The organism is Devosia sp. BK (genome assembly GCF_032907385.1).
Classification (GTDB): Bacteria; Pseudomonadota; Alphaproteobacteria; order Rhizobiales; family Devosiaceae; genus Devosia.
Window position 1 is genome coordinate 13868 of sequence record NZ_JAIMBX010000008.1, and the last position, 17819, is coordinate 31686.

The 17819-nt window shown below is 58.6% G+C and carries 15 protein-coding genes and 2 pseudogenes; 8 read left to right on the forward strand and 9 right to left on the reverse strand.

All coding sequences use genetic code 11. From position 1 onward, the window contains the following. Window positions 1–69: 69 nt before the first annotated feature. Complete coding sequence (locus DevBK_RS20395) at window positions 70–534, forward strand: hypothetical protein (RefSeq protein ID WP_317186835.1); 465 nt, start codon at window positions 70–72, stop codon at window positions 532–534. A gap of 728 nt (window positions 535–1262) precedes the next feature. Here the strand turns inward: DevBK_RS20395 and DevBK_RS20400 are convergent. Next, on the reverse strand, window positions 1263–2207 hold the full coding sequence (locus DevBK_RS20400) for an alpha/beta hydrolase (RefSeq protein ID WP_317186836.1): 945 nt from the start codon (window positions 2205–2207) through the stop codon (window positions 1263–1265). 134 nt (window positions 2208–2341) lie between these two features. Here DevBK_RS20400 and DevBK_RS20405 point away from each other — a divergent pair, with 134 nt between their 5' ends. Continuing rightward, window positions 2342–3061 carry a helix-turn-helix transcriptional regulator gene (locus DevBK_RS20405; protein WP_317186837.1) on the forward strand — a complete coding sequence of 240 codons (720 nt, stop codon included), beginning with the start codon at window positions 2342–2344 and terminating at the stop codon, window positions 3059–3061. Between the two features lie 70 nt (window positions 3062–3131). Here DevBK_RS20405 and DevBK_RS20410 read toward each other — a convergent pair. After that, window positions 3132–3764: pseudogene (locus tag DevBK_RS20410) on the reverse strand (aldo/keto reductase); the annotation flags it as partial. A gap of 73 nt (window positions 3765–3837) precedes the next feature. Here DevBK_RS20410 and DevBK_RS20415 point away from each other — a divergent pair. Then, a protein-coding gene (locus DevBK_RS20415; RefSeq protein ID WP_317186838.1) for an IS3 family transposase occupies window positions 3838–5066 on the forward strand; the annotation gives its coding sequence in 2 pieces (ribosomal slippage) (window positions 3838–4186 and window positions 4186–5066; 1230 coding nt in all). A gap of 42 nt (window positions 5067–5108) precedes the next feature. On the opposite strand, the pseudogene DevBK_RS20420 reads toward DevBK_RS20415, so the two are convergent. Beyond that, window positions 5109–5489 (reverse strand): annotated as a pseudogene (locus DevBK_RS20420) (aldo/keto reductase); the annotation flags it as partial. A gap of 174 nt (window positions 5490–5663) precedes the next feature. Between DevBK_RS20420 and DevBK_RS20425 the strand changes: the two are divergent. The 5 genes from DevBK_RS20425 to DevBK_RS20445 all read left to right on the forward strand — a co-directional run bounded on the left by DevBK_RS20425 (window position 5664) and on the right by DevBK_RS20445 (window position 11194). Next, a complete protein-coding gene (locus tag DevBK_RS20425; protein ID WP_317186839.1) occupies window positions 5664–6500 on the forward strand; it encodes a MurR/RpiR family transcriptional regulator in 837 nt (278 codons plus the stop codon). A gap of 125 nt (window positions 6501–6625) precedes the next feature. Next, window positions 6626–7753 carry an ABC transporter substrate-binding protein gene (locus DevBK_RS20430; protein ID WP_317186840.1) on the forward strand — a complete coding sequence of 376 codons (1128 nt, stop codon included), beginning with the start codon at window positions 6626–6628 and terminating at the stop codon, window positions 7751–7753. A gap of 53 nt (window positions 7754–7806) precedes the next feature. After that, complete coding sequence (locus tag DevBK_RS20435; RefSeq protein ID WP_317186841.1) at window positions 7807–9552, forward strand: iron ABC transporter permease; 1746 nt, start codon at window positions 7807–7809, stop codon at window positions 9550–9552. 8 nt (window positions 9553–9560) lie between these two features. Further along, on the forward strand, window positions 9561–10595 hold the full coding sequence (locus DevBK_RS20440; RefSeq protein ID WP_317186842.1) for an ABC transporter ATP-binding protein: 1035 nt from the start codon (window positions 9561–9563) through the stop codon (window positions 10593–10595). Beyond that, window positions 10592–11194, forward strand: coding sequence for a histidine phosphatase family protein (locus DevBK_RS20445; protein ID WP_317186843.1), 603 nt, complete (start codon window positions 10592–10594; stop codon window positions 11192–11194). Before DevBK_RS20440 ends, DevBK_RS20445 begins: the two co-directional genes overlap by 4 nt. A 450-nt stretch (window positions 11195–11644) precedes the next feature. On the opposite strand, the gene DevBK_RS20450 is transcribed toward DevBK_RS20445, so the two are convergent. From DevBK_RS20450 to DevBK_RS20475, 6 genes are all read right to left on the reverse strand, one after another. Further along, the gene (locus tag DevBK_RS20450; protein WP_317186844.1) at window positions 11645–11911 is read right to left on the reverse strand and encodes a class I SAM-dependent methyltransferase; all 267 of its coding nucleotides are present in this window, start codon (window positions 11909–11911) and stop codon (window positions 11645–11647) included. A 749-nt stretch (window positions 11912–12660) separates the two neighbouring features. Continuing rightward, the gene (locus tag DevBK_RS20455; RefSeq protein WP_317186845.1) at window positions 12661–13539 is read right to left on the reverse strand and encodes a glycoside hydrolase family 43 protein; all 879 of its coding nucleotides are present in this window, start codon (window positions 13537–13539) and stop codon (window positions 12661–12663) included. Window positions 13540–13580: 41 nt separating this feature from the next. Continuing rightward, entirely contained in the window at window positions 13581–14888 is a 1308-nt protein-coding gene (locus tag DevBK_RS20460; RefSeq protein WP_317186846.1) for a glycoside hydrolase family 28 protein, read from the reverse strand. Window positions 14889–14903: 15 nt separating this feature from the next. Continuing rightward, complete coding sequence (locus DevBK_RS20465) at window positions 14904–15998, reverse strand: sn-glycerol-3-phosphate ABC transporter ATP-binding protein UgpC (RefSeq protein ID WP_317186847.1); 1095 nt, start codon at window positions 15996–15998, stop codon at window positions 14904–14906. A gap of 36 nt (window positions 15999–16034) precedes the next feature. After that, window positions 16035–16904: a carbohydrate ABC transporter permease gene (locus tag DevBK_RS20470; RefSeq protein WP_317186848.1), complete on the reverse strand. Its 870-nt coding sequence runs from the start codon at window positions 16902–16904 to the stop codon at window positions 16035–16037. Beyond that, window positions 16897–17817: a sugar ABC transporter permease gene (locus tag DevBK_RS20475; RefSeq protein WP_317186849.1), complete on the reverse strand. Its 921-nt coding sequence runs from the start codon at window positions 17815–17817 to the stop codon at window positions 16897–16899. Before DevBK_RS20475 ends, DevBK_RS20470 begins: the two co-directional genes overlap by 8 nt. Window positions 17818–17819 lie beyond the last annotated feature (2 nt).

Consider the following 17819-nt stretch of genomic DNA (forward strand, 5'->3'; position numbering starts at 1 on the left):
CGCCGTAGCTATTGCAACGAATCTCTTTTGGCCTGAGCATTTTTTTGTTGTGAGAATTGAGTGAGTCCGATGACGCCCAAAACGAATACCCAGCAGCACATTGATTGGTCGCCGAGTTCTGTCGCCTTTGTCTGGCGCGGCAAGTGGTACGAGTGTGCAATTCAGACGGGGGACACCTGTCTCGAGACCGCGCTGAAGGCCATTAGTCGTGAAACTGATTGTCCTACCTTGGAGGTGCTTCCTCGTGCAATCAACTATTCCAAAAGCGACGACGATAACCTCTGGACGTGGTATCTCGTTGGCCTTTGCTGGGATGACCTTTGCAGCTTCGACGACGCTGGCGAGCTACGCATTCCCGCAACGCGTTCCAATGAAGCCATAGACTGGTGCGCGCATGTCTATTCTGACCTAGTTGGGCGCCCACGGGAAAAAGAAACGAATTACTGGATGCTCAGCCGCGAAGGCGAGACATTTAAGATGTTCAGCGTTTACGACATGGCGGTGTCTTACTCAGCGGATGGTTACCCGACATGATGGTGTTGGGTTCCTCCGACACGCTGGTAAGAATGGCCTAGAGGCAGACAGACGCTCCTCGAGCGCTCGCAGACAATCGCTCGCGCTCGGGGTTAGACAGAAAAACGTGCTCCCTCACATTTTCGTCCTGGCCACAATCTTACGATCCACTCGGTTCGCCGGAGGAAAAGGGTCCCATGACGAGGTCGCCGAAGACGTTCTATAGGCAGTTTGAAGAGTATGCGCTCCTTCTTCTGTGGCATTTTGGCGGTTCCGGTAGCCAGGTCGAAAGCGCCCGAAATCTGGCGATTGGCCATCAACTCGGACAGGCATAGATCATGGCGGAAGATCCGATCGCGAACGCCGTCGAATTCCTCCAACGGGCGATCCCAAGACGGACAACCTCCGGACGAAGCATGCAGACAATTGACAGCAAAAATCCAATGACGCAAAATTTACAAAAATATTATTAGGGCAATTTTCGATTATGGAGTTAAAATATTGAAAATCAAAACAATTCTTATAAAACAAAAATTTTGGAACTACTTTAGTTTCTCTGCTTCAACACTACCATACTCATGGATCAGGACGTCTGAATGGGGGTGGTAAGCGGAAGGACTGCTTTCTCGCTTCGTATGGCCAAAGCAGTCGCTTGCCACTTTGCTGGCGTCCTTGGCCTTTACCGGCAGGCCGGGTGTTACTTCAGCCCCGGCCACAGTCATGAGCAAGGAGGCCGAAAAGCTGAAGGATCAGATTGTGGATTTGCGTGCCAGCCAGTCCAAGATCGCCGCGTTGGTTTCCTGCGGCTTTTCTTCCTGGATCCAATGGCCGCAATCTAAGCTCAATACGTCCACATTGGGCACGAATTCTGCCAGCTTTTCAGATTTTGGGATCACATCCCGATCGCCATAAATCATGAGCGTGGGATGATGGATGATGGGGTCCACTTCTCCCAACAGGTGCCAATTGCGGTCAAGATTTCGGTACCAATTGATGCCGCCCCTGAAACCGGACTTTTCGAAGGCAGAGGCGTAAACCGCCAAATCATTTTCGCTCATTACGGGCTCACCGAGCGGGGTTTCCGCTCTAGCGAGATTTATCATCGCCATGCCCGGTTCGGGCGTCTGGAGAGGCACATTTTTCCGGTACAGGTTGACGAGAAAACGGCGCACATTCTTGTCCAGAATTGCATCCGCTACACCAGGCTGCCGGTTGAAATGAACGAAGTAGTAGTCGCTGCCCAAGATCAGTTCCAGGAACTCGATCCACGGCATTTCGCCTCGCTCTTGATATGGCAAGCTCAGATTGATGATCTTGTTGACCCGGCCTGGATGCAACAGCGCCAGTCCCCAAACGACCGAGGCGCCCCAGTCGTGGCCGACAAAGGTCGCATCCTGGTACCCATAGTGATCGAGAAGTGCTGCAAGATCGCCTGTCAGATGTTCAATGTCATATTTTATCACCTCGTTCGGACGAGATGAATTGCCATAACCGCGTTGGTTGGGGACGATGACATGGTAGCCGGCAGCGGCAAAAGCGGGCATCTGATACCGCCAGGAATAGGCATGCTCGGGCCATCCATGGCAGAGCACCATTGGATTTCCTGCGTTTTCACGCCCTGCTTCGAAGACCTCTAATTCAATGCCGTTGATTGAAATCAGGGTCGGCTGGGGAAATTCGGTTGTGGTCGACACGATATGTCCTTTTATGGCTCTCGGCATTTACCTGCCCTTCAGGCACCAAGCTTTGGTGGCCGGATGCACTGCACCGTGATCGACTAGGAACTAATGGTGCCAAAAGCTGACACTAAAAGACGGTAGGTTGCGGCATGAATGTTCGCCTTCGACATGACGCCATAGTGCGCAGCCTTCGCCGCAACGGCACTTCGACGGTCGCTGACCTGGCAACGGCGGTTGGCGCATCCAGACGCACCATACTGCGTGACATCATCGTATTGCGCGACGCGGGCTTCGTAATCCATTCCGAACCGGGTCGTGGTGGAGGGCTGCAACTTGATCCGCAATCGGTTCAGGCCACGGCAAGGCTATCAGTAGCCGAGGTCTTTGCTTTGCTCATCAGCGTCGCTTCCATGCGGGCTGCAGGGAATTTGCCATTTGTGGGCTTGGCGGATGACGGACTTGCCAAAATCGAAAAAGCCCTGCCACCAGACAAGGTGCGAGACCTGCGCCGGCTTCTGGATTGCCTCTATGTCGGTCAGCTTTCCCCGCTGGTGAACATTTCCGATCTGGCGGCGATGGACGCTGAACTGCTGCCCACGTTCGAAACTGCCTTTCTCCAGCGACAACAATTGGACTTTAGATACCGTGACGCAAAGGGGGCAATAACCAATCGTATCGTTGAGCCGCATGCCCTGCTCATCCTACCGCCGCTTTGGTATTTGGTGGCATGGGATCCCGCGCGCGATGGTTTCCGTCATTTTCGAATGGATCGGATCAGCAAACCAGCAGTCAAAGAAGGCATCGCTTTTCAGCGGCGACGCGTACCGTTTGACGCTCACGCTCGCCCAGTTCGTGATTTGTCCCGATAGCCCGCGTTTTCAAGTCTGAGCGACCTATTTTCCCGCGCTTTCCGAACACGGACCAAAATACCAATCCGCCCTAAATCACCACCGCCCTCGGCCGATAAGCGCCTTCAAGATCCGCAATGTCTTCCGGGCTGAGCTTCAGCGCCAATGCAGCAACGGCATCATCAAGGTGGTTCGGCTTGGAGGCGCCAATGATGGGGGCTGTGACAAGAGGATTTTGCAGAACCCAGGCGAGGGCGACCTGCGACATAGGCACGCCGTGCCGCTGGGCTACCATTTGAACAGTATCGACGATGCCACGATCCATCTCGGCGGTGTTGCCATAGACCTTGGGAATGACATTGTCGGTCGCGGAGCGGCCAGTAGCCTGCCCCCAGGGACGCGTCAGCAACCCCCTCCCCTGCGGGCTCCAGGGAATGATCCCGACGCCCTGATCGGCACAGAGTGGCAGCATCTCGCGCTCTTCCTCGCGATAAAGCAGGCTAAGTTGGTTCTGCATGGAAACGAAGGGCGTCCAGCCGTTCATTTTGGCCACATACTGTGCCTTGGAGAATTGCCAGGCCGACATGGATGAGGCGCCGATATAGGTTGCCTTTCCCGACCGCACGACGTCGTGCAGCGCCTCCAAAGTCTCTTCTATAGGCGTGTCATTGTCCCAGCGATGGATCTGGTAGAGGTCGACGTAATCGGTCTGGAGGCGGGTGAGTGGAGCGCACCCCATTTTGACCGGACAGTCGGCATAGCCGATAAGGCATAGGCATGCGCCTATGAGTACGACTATGTCCAAGAGTACCGACGAGCCGTTTCGACGGGTCGAAGTCATCACCTCCGTGCAGCGCCGCCGTCGCTGGTCAGTGGCCGAGAAGGTGCGGCTGGTTGAGCAAGCCACGCAGCCAGGCATGAGCGTTTCCTATGTGGCCCGCCAGGCTGGCATTTCTCCGTCTCAGCTTTTCGCCTGGAAGCGCCGGATGCTCGAGGGCGGCCACGCGGCTGTCCAGGCCGATGAAGATGTTGTTGGCGCCTCTCAGGTTCGCGATCTGGAAAAGCGCGTGCGTGACCTCGAGCGCATGCTCGGCAAGAAGACCATGGAAGCCGAGATCTTGAGGGAGGCCCTGGATCTCGCCCGCCCAAAAAAACGGACCTCGCCCTTGCTGTCGTGGAGCAATCTCGAGGACGATACCCAATGAGCGTCGTTGCCCGCACTCTGGGTGTCTCCAGGTCCAACCTGGCCGAGCGCGCCAGCAAGCCTGCCAAGCCACGCGGACCTTATCGCAAGCCCGAGGATGTTACCCTTCTTGCCGAGCTGCGCCCAATCATCCACCAGCGCCCCACCTATGGTTATCGTCGCGTCACGGCATTGCTCAACAGGCAGCGGCGTAAGGCAGGCAAGGCCGTCGTCAACACCAAGCGTGTGCTTAGGGTCATGCAGCAGAACGGGCTCACCCTTCAAAAGCATACGGCTCTCCGGCCCACCCGCACCCACGACGGAGTTGTGGTTGCCCTACGCTCCAATATCCGTTGGTGCTCCGATCATCTGGAGATTCATGCCCGCAATGGAGAGGTGGTGCGGATCGTTTTCGTCATCGACGCTTGTGACCGCGAGATCATCGCCTGGTCAGCTGTTGCCAATGCCGGCATCTCCGGCGAGATGGTCTGTGATCTGATGATCGCTGCCGTCGAGCGCCGCTTCCGCACACTCAAGGTCCCACACCGGCTCGAATGGCTGTCGGACAATGGCAGCGCCTATATCGCCCGGCAGACTGCACAGGTGGCCGCAGCACTGGGCATTGACCTGCTCTTTACCCCGGTACGAAGCCCGCAAAGCAATGGCATGTCCGAAGCCTTCGTCAAAACCTTGAAGAGGGATTACGCCTCAACCGTCATACTTCCAGACGCCGAGACCATCCTGGCCTTGTTGCCCGAATGGATCGAGGATTATTGTGAGGTCCACCCGCACTCCGGGCTCAAGTTCCGCTCACCACGCGAGTTCCTGCGCCTCAGTGCCTAAACCCAACCGCCGACTGTCCGGTGAAAAGGGGTCCACTCCAGTGAGCGAGGCGTCGATCTCGCGCATGATCGCGCGACGAGACAAGCCAGTTGCGTTGGCATCGGTTCGCCTTGTGGCGCCGTTGACCTTGGTGGCGAGAACGACATCCTCGCGGCGCACAAAGTCCTTGATGGCACGACCGACGATTTCTTCGGAACTGCCGTCGGAATAGACGTTCGCCGTGTCAAAAAAGGTTATGCCGAGGTCAAGAGCCTGGCGGATAAAAGGACGGCTCTCTTCTTCGGGTAGGGTCCAGGGATGGTTACCCTCGTTGGACGCGCCATAGGTCATGCAGCCGAGGCAGAGACGAGAAACCTTGAGGCCGCTGTTACCAACTCGCTTGTGGTCCAAAGTCGTTCTCCCGATCCCTGTGTTAGACTCCATCAAGCCTAAGCCGCAGGGGCTTTGCCTGTATAGGACTAATTGGCGCAAACGGTCCGATAGGCAGGGGCACAGTCAAGCTGACCACATAACGCGCAACGCATGATAACTTGCATAAAAATATTATATTGCAAGAAAACTTGCACTACGATAAGCCCTACAGACGGGGAGATGGCTATGTCAGTGCTCGAGCGCGTCAAAGAAGCGGCAGAAAGTCTAACGCCAGCGGAACACCTTCTTATTAAGCAGGTGATTGCCAGCCCGCGTGACGTGGCCTTGGGCACGGCCAGCGAACTGGCCCAGCGCATCGGCGTGCATGAAGCGACCGCGTCTCGACTCGCCAAGAAACTTGGCTATCCTAATTATGCCGGTTTTCGCACCGCGATACAGGAAGAATTCATCGTCAAGACGGACCCGGCAACGCGGGTGCGCAACACGCTGGCGCAGACGACCACTGCCGGCCTGCTCACAGATCTTGTGACGCGAGAAATGGAAGCCCTTGCCGGGCTTCAGAAATATGTCGACGATGGCAAGCTGATAGCCGCCGCCCAGGCGCTGCACAAGGCGCGCCGCATTTACATCTTTGCCCGTGGCAATGCCGAGGCCCTCGCGGTTCTTATTGATCGACGCCTGCGCCGCATGGGACGCGATACCGTTGTGCTGCACGGCGAAGGCCGTGATCTGGCCGAACAGGTTTTGGGCATGAGCGCTGATGACGCCATCATCGGTTTTGCCTTCCGCCGCCAGCCCAGCCACTACGCAGCGCTGATAAACCACGCAAAATCCAAGGGCGCGGTGTCCGTGACGATTTCGGGCAGTGTCGGCCCTTCGCTGGTGCCTTCGGCCGACCATCTCCTGTTTGCGCCGCGCGCTGGCTCGCAGGACGCCTTCCAAACGCTGACCGTGCCGATGGCTATCTGCAATGGCCTGGTGCTGTGCATGGCACAGCAAGACCCCAAGGCTGCCCTGCAACAGCTTGAGGAGCTGGGGCAGCTCATCGACAGTTTCGACTAAGGCGTGTGAGGGAGAGGATCCTCGCACGCTCAATTCGTGCAAGTTCACATGCACGTCATATACAACATGCAAATGCGCATGCATCCACAAGGACGCATGATGTGTCTGTTCCTGAGGAGGATTTGATGGACAAGAAGACTTTGCTGCTTTCGACTGCCCTGCTGGCCATGAGCAGCTCCGCCTTTGCGCAAGACAGTGCAGCGCTGGACGCCATGACCGCCGAAGAGTTGTTGCCACTGGCGCAGGCTGAAGGCACCGTGACCGTCTATGCCTTCACGAGCCGCATCGCGGCAGTGGAAACCGCTTTCGAGGCGGCCTATCCCGGCATCGACATGGTCAGCCACGACATGAGCTCGACCGAGCAGATCACGCGCATCAAGGCCGAAGCCAGTGCCGGCATCGCCAGCGTCGACGTCGTTTACATTTCCGACGCCCCGGTGGTCTTTGCAGACTTGCTCGGCCCAGGCTTTATCACGCCCTATGTGCCGCCGCGGGTCGATGCATTGCTCGACGACAGCGAAAAGACCCCACTGCTGGCCCAGCGTCTCTCGACCAAGGTGCTGATGTATAACGAAGAGGCCAATCCCGATGGCGCTCCGGTGAGCAATCTCTGGGAACTGACCACGCCCGATTGGACGGGCCGCGTGATCATGGTCGATCCGCTGCAGCGCGGCGACTATCTCGACCTGATGACCGAAATCGTGCTGCGCTCCGATGAAATGGCCAGCGCCTACGAGGCCGAATTCGGCCAGCCGATCGCACTCGATGATGGCATCGAGAATGCCGGCCAGCAGTTCATCGTCGACCTCTTCGAAAACGACCTGATCCTCGTGTCCTCGACCGATGACGTCAACGCCGCAGTGGGTTCGCTCGGCCAGGGCAATCCGCCGGTCGGCTTTACCTCCTACTCCGACCGCCGCGACAATGAAGATGAGGGCTGGGCCCTCCAGGTCGCCAATGACGTGACCCCATCTAACGGCATCATCTTCCCCGCGGTTCTTGCCGTCTCTTCAACCGCCACGCACCCAGCCGCCGCGCGTCTCGTCATCGACTTCCTGATGGGCGACGAGAGCGAAACCGGTGGCGCCGGCTTCAAGCCATTCTATGTGGCGGGTGACTATGCCACCCGCAGCGACATCGTCAGCCACCCAGACGCCGTGCCGCTGGCCGATTTCAAGGCGTGGTCGATCGACCCTGCCGCTACCGCCCAAATTCGCCAGGAAGTCGGCGATCTGGTTCTGTCTCTCCAATAAACCTCGTTGCAACGGCTTCCGGTTTCGGCCGGGAGCCAACAAGGCTTTCAATCATGTCCATTCCGGCAGCCCGCCCGCTGGCGCGCCCCTTTCAAATCAACGGACGACTGGCGCTAAAACTCTTCGTGCTCGCCTTTCTCGGTGTGCTGGTCGCTGCACCGCTGCTGCGCATCCTGTTCGAAACGCTTGGCCCGGATGCAATCTCGGCCTGGAGCGATGTGACGAGCGGCCGACTGTCAAAGAACCTTCTATGGTTGCCGCTAGGCAATACCATGATCCTCGGCGTCGGCGTCGCCTGTGGCTGCGTTCTTATTGGCGGGTTCCTGGCCTGGCTCGTGGTGATGACCGACGTACCATTCCGGCGCACGATCGGGCTCCTTGCCACCCTGCCCTTCATGATCCCGAGTTTTGCCACATCGCTGGCCTGGGGCTCGCTGTTCCGCAATTCGCGCGTCGGTGGCCAAAGCGGCTTTCTTGAAGGTCTTGGCTTGACGGTGCCTGATTGGCTGGCCTGGGGCATGGTGCCGACGCTGATCGTCCTCATCGCGCACTACTATTCGCTGGCTTTCACCGTCGTCGCGGCGGCCCTTGCCACCGTCAATTCCGACCTCGTCGAAGCCGCGCAGATGGCCGGCGCCAAACGCGGTCGCATCTTGCTCGGCATTGTCCTGCCGGTTGCGTTGCCTGCAGTCGTCGCAGGCGCCTCGCTGACCTTCGCCGGCGCCGTCTCCAATTTCGCTGCGCCCGCCCTCCTGGGCTTGCCGGTCCGCATGCAGACCATGGCGACGCGGCTATACGGCTTGATCGAAGTCGGCCAGACTGCCCGCGGCTACGTCATTGCCATCCTGCTCATTGCCGTCTCGGCGCTGTTTTTGTGGCTTGGCAACAAGGTCATTTCCGGCCGCCGCTCCTACGCGACCATTACCGGCAAGGGCGGCCGCGCCAAGCGTTTCGAACTCCGTGCTGCACGCCTGCCACTGCTGGCTCTGGCCGGACTAATCTGCCTTCTCACCACCGTCGTCCCCGTGGTCATTCTCATCGCGTCGTCGCTGGCGCCAGCTTCGTCAGCGCTGTTTTCCAACTGGACGCTGCACTACTGGACGGGCCTATCCAATCCATCCATTGCCCAAGGCCAGGCCGGCATCTGGACCAATCCGTTCATCGTCTCGGCCACCGGTCTGACTGTGGGACTGGGGATTGCCGTTGCCATCACCACAACGATTATCGGGCTTATCGTCGCCTTCGTCCTCGCCCGCGATGGCAAAGGGCCGCTGGCTGGCATCATCAACCAGATCAGCTTCCTGCCACTCCTCGTGCCCGGCATTGCCTTCGGCGCCGCCTATATCGCTCTCTTCGGCGCACCGATCGGCCCCTTCCCTGCCCTTTACGGCACCTTCCCGCTCCTCTTGATCGCCGGCACCGCCTATCTGCTCCCCTTCTCCGTGCAGACCGGCCGTGCCGTCATCCAGCAGGTGTCGGGCGACCTCGACGAAAGCGCCCGGATGACCGGCGCCGGGTTCCTGCGTCGCCTCACCGCCATCACCGTGCCGCTGGCCAGCCGCGGCCTTGCTGCAGGCGGGCTCATCGTCTTCGTGAAAATCATGCGCGACCTGTCGCTGGTGGTCCTGCTGTTCACGCCCACCACGCCGCTGCTTTCCGTGCTGGCCTATCGCTATGCCTCCGAAGGCTTCACCCAATTCGCCAATGCCATCACCGTCGTGATCCTCGTGATCTCGATCGCCGTGACCCTCCTTGCCAATAAGCTGCAGTCCAAGTCGCAGCCCTGGCTCAAATCGTAAGTCCCGCCATGATCCGCATCGAAAATCTCACCAAAACCTTCAGCGATTTCCACGCCGTCGACAACATTTCCTTCGAAGTACCGCAGGGCTCTTTCCTCGTCCTTGTCGGCCCCTCGGGCTGTGGCAAATCCACCATGCTGCGCATGCTGGCCGGGCTCGAATTGCCAAGCGGCGGCACCGTGCAGTTCGGCGACGATCTGGTTTCCAACGGCAATCTTGGCTGGATGATCGATCCGGCGAAGCGCAATACCGGGCTCGTGTTCCAGTCCTATGCGCTCTGGCCGCACATGACCGTCGCGGGCAATGTCGATTGGCCCCTGAAAGTGGCTGGCCTCGGCAAACCCGAGCGGCAGGCACGGGTGAGCGAAGTCTTGCGCCTGCTGGGCATCGAGGCTCTTGCAGCGCGCTATCCCAATGAAATCTCGGGCGGTCAGCAGCAACGCGTCGCCATCGCACGGATGATCGCGCCGCGCCCCGGCACGCTCCTCTTCGACGAGCCCCTTTCCAACCTCGACGCCAAACTGCGCGTCGAGATGCGCACCGAACTGTTGCGCGTCCATCGGGCAACCGGCGCCACCTCGGTCTATGTCACCCACGACCAAGTGGAAGCCATGACCATGGCCACCCATGTAGCGGTGCTCAATGGCGGCAAGGTCGAGCAGTTCGGCACACCCGAAGAACTTGTGCAGAACCCCGCAACTGCATTCGTCGCCACCTTCGTCGGTACACCGCCGGCAAACCTGATCCCCGTCTCCGCCCTGCCGCCAGAGCGCGCCACTGGCTTGCCCGAGAACGCCCTCGCCATGTATCGCCCAGAAGAACTGACGGCATCCGCCACTCCAAACCAAAACACTCTGCCCACCGATTTCGCCGAAGCTAGCCCCGTCGCCGGCCGTACCATGCTGACCGGCACGTCCGGCCCTCTCCGCATCACCGCAGTCGTCGATCGCGCACCGCGCCTAACAGTTGGCGACAAGGTTCATTTCGGGCTCCCCGAAGCGCCAGCCGCCCTCTTCTCTCAAAGCGGGGAGCGCCTCTCATGAAGCGATTGCTGCTCGTTCGCCATGGCGAGTCCGAATGGAATGCGGTGCGCCGCCTGCAAGGCCAGGCCGATATCGGCCTATCACCAGAGGGCGAGGCACAGGCCCTCGCCCTTACCCCCACCATTGCCCAATTGGCACCCGACCGCGTTGTTGCTTCCGACCTGCGCAGGGCTCGATACACAGCCGAATTGCTCGGCCACAGCGATGCCGAACTCGACGCTGGGCTCCGTGAAATCAACGTCGGCGATTGGACCGGCATGCCGATTGCGGACATCATCGCACAAGACGCCGAGGGCTATCGTGGCTGGCGCGCCGGCACCTTCGCGCCACACGGCGGCGAAGTGTGGCAGGACTTCGCAGATCGGACCACCGAAGCCACGATGCGACACTTCGAAACGGCCGATCGCCTTCTCGTGGTATGCCATGGCGGCGTTATTCGCGCCTTGCTCCAGACAATTCTTGGCTTGCCACCCCAACGCATCATCCCAGTTGGTCCAGCCAGCATCACCATTCTAGCCAGCCGGCCTGATGAAACGGACATGCGGCTTGAAGTGTTCAACGCCACCCCAGGCGGATTGGTGATCGATGCCCCCGACTGATATCCACCTGTGACGAACGTCATCGAAGTGAATTTTCAAAAGGCTGGCTGAACTGCCAGTAACTTAAGCCGCTTCATCACCAGCTTGGCGTGGTGCCATGTGGCTGCGTGGCAGTATGTAAGTTTTCGGGGGCAAACAAGCGTCCACGGAATGTTCAAGATTGGGTTGGTTGCTAACCAGCATCTTTGGAGCGTTCTTTCGCGTTGCGGATGGCATCTTCGGCCATTTAGTCATCCGGACAAGTTGAAGACTTGGAGACAGAACTGCTTGCCGGACGCCAAGGTGATGGTCTCTTCCGACAGGACCGTGAAGCCCACGTGCTCCGCAGCGGCTCTCAACTGTGAGGGAGGCACAAGGTTCATGATTGAACTGAGGTCCTGTAAGCTGCTGAAGGGGGATGGGGAAACACTCGCCACGCCTTCTTTCGGCAGCTGGACCAAGGTGGCAAGACTAACCCCTTGGGGCGCATAGCGCCCGAAGGCTCCGCATTGCCTTGGCAGTGTCGACATACTCGAAAACGAGGGCGGCGTAGATCAGATCAACCGGTTCGATTCCAGAGAGCGGCTTTTCGATATCGGCGCAGATAGTCTCAAGCCCCACGATCTTGTCGCCGAGACGAGCCTGCGCATCTGCAACGTATTTTGAGTTAATATCGATCCCCACCAATCGTCTGACGCGGCCTCTGCGATCTGAACAAACCCATTTCCTCCGGCACATCCGATAAGCGCAACGGAGGTGGGCTGGTATCGTCCCAGCAAGCCTTCAAGCTGCTTGCCAAGCATGTCCGCCTGGCCCACGTCAGGTAGCGCCATATGCCCCTCGTAGTCCCGCAAAGGGATATTGAGCGAAGGGTTTGTCATGTTCGTAAAATCCGGAGGGGCGCTGCACACTTAGTCAAGTTGAGGTTGATTATGCCAGCGAAACACCGATGTCCGCTTGTGTCGGCCTGACATTGCCATTCGAATGGCTGAAAAAGGGGTCGGTGGTCGACGGTCTGCTGTCGGCGCCCTGGCCTGCCGTTCCGATTGGGGTGGAGGCTGTGTGAAAAACCCTGATCATGGTATGATCTGGCACTGCTCCTGAGATGTCTTATGGGACGCTTCGTTGAAGGTGCAGACCGTGACCAGGCGAGCAGTGAGTTCTCACGCAGCTTCGGGGTGCACAGCGGACTGGCGGCTTTCGGAAGTGCACTGCCCCAAACGAAACATTTCACTGCATGGTCGCAACCAACAGATTGCCAGTTGCATGCTTTCCCCCACAACTGCTGAGCTGCGCTACTGGGGATTGAGGTGCACACCACCGTGGAACGCTATCGTGCCAAATCGGTCTAACCTCTCAACCCGAGTTATTGTTGCCCCAAAACTCATGACTTCGATTTCAGTATCGTCGCCTGAGATACGAAAGCCAGCGACCTTCACACCATTTATTTCGCCAAGCCTGCGTTGCTCTATCACAACGCTGTCTATCTATTCGGTGAGCGTGTTCAAGTGCAGGTATGTGAAGCGATTGATCGATATGATGCTGCCGTGACTGGCGCCGTTGGGAATGGAAATACGGCTTGTTGCATCAGACCAATTCTGGAAGTCTCGCGTTGCTACCGCACCGTATTTGCCCAACTGGTACTGATCGAAAAATACGATCGTCTCACCGTCTAGAGCGATGGCGGTTGGCCCTTCAACCCAGTTTCCGGTGATCGGCGCAGATATGGGGCCAAACGGGCCCGTTGGGCTGTCGGCCTCGAGCCAAAAGATGTTCTTCATTTCCGGCACGTGGCGCTCGTCTTTGACGAACAGAACGAGTTTTCCGCCGATACGTAGGAAGCTGGCGTCGATAACGTTGAAGCCGGGATCGAACAGCATAGCGGGTTCGGAAAATGTGACGAAGTCGCTGGTCGTGACGAAGTAAATCCGGTGGTCGCGGATATTCTCTTCCGGCGCCTGATCGGCGACGGTGCTCGACCAGAAAACCACGAAGTGGCCGGCTCTTTCGTGATAGACAATTTCGGGCGCCCAGCAATTGCGGGTACCCGACACGTTGGCCATCACGGGAAGTGCCTGTTGTTCCGACCAATTCACGAGATCGGGCGAACTCGCATAGCCGATGGTGGTGCCCTTCCAGGATGTGGTCCAGACCAGATGATAGAGATCGCGGTGCGGGTCCTTAAGAAGAAAAGGGTCCCGCATCAGCCTAGATTCACCGACGCCGGGTTGGAGCAGGGGCTTGCCGTCATTGATGGGCCGATAGTTCAGGCCATCATCGCTGACGGCGAGACGCATGCCGGATTGGCCGTCGTCGGAATTGGTGAAATAGCTGAAGAGGAAGAAGCGATTTCTGGCACTGGACATGGAACACTTTTCAGGACTTTTCGCGGCCGCGCCGATTGGGATCAGTTGATCAGGATGACCTGCTGGTTCCAACCCTCCGGAAGCGGTTCGGGACGGCTAATCTTGACGTTAGCCAGCGACAGGTTCGCGACGTTGTGGCTGAAGAGACCAGGCATGCCACCGGGATAGTCATTGAGCCCGATGATCTTGCCGCTCTCGTCGCGCACCCAGGCGCCGACCCGCCCTGCTGCATCCTTGGACGGAACAAGGTCGGCTTCGGTCGGACGAATGTCCTGTTGTTGTCCGGTGCCGAGGCCGCCTGGGCGCTGGGTCAGCGTTACCTGATTGATGGTCACGTCGGCGATGCCACCGGGTTCGGCGGCATAGAAATTGATCGCGCCTTCGTGCGCTCCCCTCAGGTTCTCTACGTGAATGCGCCTTACCTTACCGGCCGGCACGCTAGAACGGCGGTTGAGCTGGGTAATGGTCAGCGCTTCGCCAGAACCCCAGAAGCCGAACGGCGTCTCGTGGCAATCGAGTTCGATATTGCGATATCTAATGTCGCGGATTTCTCCACCGTCGCGCGACAGAATGCCGAGGCCCCGGTTGGAGGCTTCGAGCTTGCAGTTGTCGACGGTGACGCCTTCGACATTTCCAAATGTCTCTGTACCGATCTTGATGGCGCAGCTGCCGCTTTCGATCACGCAGTCGAGGATGGAGATGTCGCTGCAATGCTGCTGAGGAACGCTCTTGCAGGTTTTTAGGACAATGCCGTCGTCCGCAGTGCGGATGATGGCGTTTCGCACGGTGACCCCAGTGCAGCCATCGAGGACGAGGCCGTCGGTATTGGGCATGCGCATGTCGTTGAGCACCTGGTAGCTATCGACCAGGACGTCGGTGCAATGGACGAGGTGCATGGTCCAGCTTGAGGATTCGCGGAGCGTTAACTGCGCGATCCGCACGTGGCGGCAGTTCTCGAGGACGACGGTCCGCAGCCGTGGCTCGAAGGGTATATAGACCCCAGCCTCTACATCGTCGCCGATGACGAAATGCCGGCCGCCGCCGTCAATGGTACCAATTCCGGTAACAGCCACATTGTCGAGGTTCTGCCCAATGATCATGCAGCGATCGCTGCCTTCTACCCGAATTCGTGACGTGTTGTTGGCGTAAAGAGCATGGTCGGGAAGCGGCGCCAGAACGGCCCCGGCTTCGAGATGCAGGTCGATATTGCTCCTCAGCTGCAGCGGCCCGCAGACGTGCTGTCCGGGAAGAAGCCGGATCTGTCCGCCGCCGATGTAGGACAGTTTGTCGATTTCGGCCTGCAAGTGGTTGTGTGCAGCTCCGGGCGGGATGTCGATAATAGTGGTCATGGTCAAATCCCGGCCCTAACGGAGGCGCTGGCTCTCTGCATTAAAGAGACGGGCGCGTACAGGATCGAAACCGAGATGGATTTCGGCGCCCTGCGCTGGAGCGTCGGTTTCGCGCAGTTCGACGACGATGGGTTCGCCATCCGATGTCGTACAATAGAGATAGCCGTTGGTCCCGAGATATTCGGCATAGTCGACGCGCACGGCAAAAGAGGCGGCGCTTGGAGACACGACAGAGAGATGCTCGGGCCGGACGCCAAGCCGGACTGTGCTGCCCACTGCAAGGGCTACTGAGACGGGAACAGCGATTTCGGCGCCCTGACAGCTAATGATGCCCCCAGCCTCTACCGTGCCAGGCATAAGGTTCATGCGCGGGGAGCCGATGAACCCCGCGACAAACTCATTGTTCGGATCTTCGTAGACTTCCTTCGGCGTGCCCACCTGTTCGATCTTGCCGTCACGCAGCACCACGATGCGGTCGGCGAGCGTCATGGCCTCGGTCTGGTCGTGGGTTACGTAGATCATGGTATTGCCGAGCCGCTGGTGCAGTTTTGCAATTTCGATGCGCATGCTGACGCGTAGCTCGGCATCGAGATTGGACAAGGGCTCGTCGAAGAGGAAAACCTTGGGCTTGCGCACGATGGCGCGACCGATAGCGACCCGCTGGCGTTGGCCGCCCGACAGCTGGCGCGGGCGTCGGTCGAGAAGTTTGGTTATCTGCAGCACCTCGGCGGCTGCGGCCACCTGACGCTCGATCTCGTCCTTTGGCGTCCCGGCGACTTTCAAGCCGTAGGCCAGGTTCTGCCGGACACTCATGTGGGGATAGAGCGCATAGGACTGGAACACCATTGCGATTCCGCGCTTGGCGGGCTCAGAGACGGTGACATCGGCGCCATCGATGATGATCGTCCCTTCGGTAACGTCCTCAAGACCGGCGATCATGCGCAAAAGGGTGGATTTTCCGCAACCCGAAGGGCCGACGAACACGATGAAGTTGCCCCCCTCGATCTCAAGATCGAGGCCGTGAATGACTTCGATGCCACCAAAGTTCTTGCGAATGGACCTTAGCGAGATGCCGGCTTGGGTGCCGGTGGAAACGGTGTTTTGAGACATGGATTTATCCTCGGACGCTGCCGGCATGCGCGTCATTTACTTGAGACCTGTGGTGGCGATGCCCTTCACCAGATATTTCTGGCCGAAGAGGAAAGCGAAGAAGACGGGAACCAGCGACACGATCGACATTGCGAACATCGGCCCGAACGATGACGAGCCGGTGGAGTCGATGAACCCGCGCAGCGCTACCGGAACGGTGCGGACCTCATTTTTCGTCAGGTAGATCAGGGCGCTGAAGAAGTCGTTCCACGAGCCGATAAACGTGAACACGGCGGTAGCGGCCAATGCCGGCATCATCAAAGGCAGAATGATCTGGAAGAAGATGCGGAAATGGCCCGCACCATCGATGCGTGCCGCCTCATCCAGCTCTCGCGGAATGCCGCGGATGAACTGCACCATCAGGAAGATGTAGAAGGCGTCGGTGGCTAGGAATTTTGGTAGGATGATCGGCCAGAACGTGTTCACCATGCCCATCTGGGCGAACATGATGTACTGCGGCACGATAATCACGTGGATCGGGATCATGATGGTCACCAGCATGATCGCGAACATGGTGCGCTTCGCAAAGAACTCCATGCGCGCGAAGGCATAGGCTGCCAAGGCGCAGGAAAACAGATTGCCGATGACGCAGCCGATGGTGACGATTGCCGAATTGACGAGATAAGTGCTGAACGGGCTTTGCAGCGCCGTCCATCCGGCGATGTAATTGCCGATGTCGAAGGACAGCGGCCACAGGCCCGGATTGCGGAAGATCTCGTCGTTCGGCCGCAGAGAGCTAACCACCAGCCAAAGCAGCGGGTAAATCATCACGATGCTTGCCGCGATCAGGACCGCGTGGCGGCGGAAGGAAACATACCAGGGCAGGTTGTGGGCCCGATGCTGGGCGGGACTTACTTGATCAGTCATCATAAAACACCCAGTAACGAGCCGCGAAGAAGTTGACGGCGGTGAAGGCGCCGATGATGAAAACGAGCCCCCAGGCAAGCGCCGAGGCGTAGCCCATATCCAGCTGCGCAAAGCCCTTCTGGTAGAGGTAGAGGGTGTAGAACATTGTGGAATCCACCGGTCCGCCATCGCCGCCCGAGACGATGAACGCCTGGGTAAAGGACTGGAAACTGCCGATGATCTGCAAGACCAGATTGAAGAAGATGATCGGGGTCAACATCGGCAGAGTGATGGTGAAGAACTGCTGCCGCTTCGTAGCGCCATCGACGCGCGCCGCCTCGTAGTACAGCGTCGGGATCTGGCGAAGCCCCGCGAGAAAGATCAGCATGGGCGCGCCAAAGGTCCATACATTTAGCAGGATAATGGTGCCGAGCGCCGTGGTAGGGTTGGAAATCCAGCCCATGCCCTGAATGCCGAAAAGCGCCAGCACTTGATTGAAGAGGCCCTGGGTGCCGAACAGCTGGCGCCAGAGAATGGCAATGGCGACGGACGAGCCGAGCAGCGAAGGCAGATAGAAGATCGAGCGATACAGCGCTAATCCGCGCATGCCGCGATCAAGGGCAACGGCGACCATCAGCGCAAAGATCAACTGCAACGGCACGGACACAATCACATAGGTGAAGGTGACGCGCAGCGAGTTGAGCAGCCGCGGATCGGAGAACATGCGAAGGTAATTGTCGAAGCCGATAAAGCGCGGTGGCTGGATCAGATTGTATTTGCTGAAAGAAATATAGAGCGAGGCAATCATCGGTCCGAGGGTCAGGGCGATGAGGCCGATCAGCCAAGGCAGCAGGAAGACGTAAGCGACAAGCGTATTGCCTTTGCCGCGGCGGCTTTGGCTGCCCAGGGATCGCAGTTCGTTCAGGGCACTCATAT

Coding starts and splice junctions, on each gene's coding strand:
- DevBK_RS20395 (WP_317186835.1), top strand. CDS start 70: ATGACGCCCAAAACGAATACCCAGCAGCACATTGATTGGTCGCCGAGT.
- DevBK_RS20405 (WP_317186837.1), top strand. CDS start 2,342: ATGAATGTTCGCCTTCGACATGACGCCATAGTGCGCAGCCTTCGCCGC.
- DevBK_RS20425 (WP_317186839.1), top strand. CDS start 5,664: ATGTCAGTGCTCGAGCGCGTCAAAGAAGCGGCAGAAAGTCTAACGCCA.
- DevBK_RS20430 (WP_317186840.1), top strand. CDS start 6,626: ATGGACAAGAAGACTTTGCTGCTTTCGACTGCCCTGCTGGCCATGAGC.
- DevBK_RS20435 (WP_317186841.1), top strand. CDS start 7,807: ATGTCCATTCCGGCAGCCCGCCCGCTGGCGCGCCCCTTTCAAATCAAC.
- DevBK_RS20440 (WP_317186842.1), top strand. CDS start 9,561: ATGATCCGCATCGAAAATCTCACCAAAACCTTCAGCGATTTCCACGCC.
- DevBK_RS20445 (WP_317186843.1), top strand. CDS start 10,592: ATGAAGCGATTGCTGCTCGTTCGCCATGGCGAGTCCGAATGGAATGCG.
- DevBK_RS20450 (WP_317186844.1), bottom strand. CDS start 11,911: ATGTGCCGGAGGAAATGGGTTTGTTCAGATCGCAGAGGCCGCGTCAGA.
- DevBK_RS20455 (WP_317186845.1), bottom strand. CDS start 13,539: ATGTCCAGTGCCAGAAATCGCTTCTTCCTCTTCAGCTATTTCACCAAT.
- DevBK_RS20460 (WP_317186846.1), bottom strand. CDS start 14,888: ATGACCACTATTATCGACATCCCGCCCGGAGCTGCACACAACCACTTG.
- DevBK_RS20465 (WP_317186847.1), bottom strand. CDS start 15,998: ATGTCTCAAAACACCGTTTCCACCGGCACCCAAGCCGGCATCTCGCTA.
- DevBK_RS20470 (WP_317186848.1), bottom strand. CDS start 16,904: ATGACTGATCAAGTAAGTCCCGCCCAGCATCGGGCCCACAACCTGCCC.
- DevBK_RS20475 (WP_317186849.1), bottom strand. CDS start 17,817: ATGAGTGCCCTGAACGAACTGCGATCCCTGGGCAGCCAAAGCCGCCGC.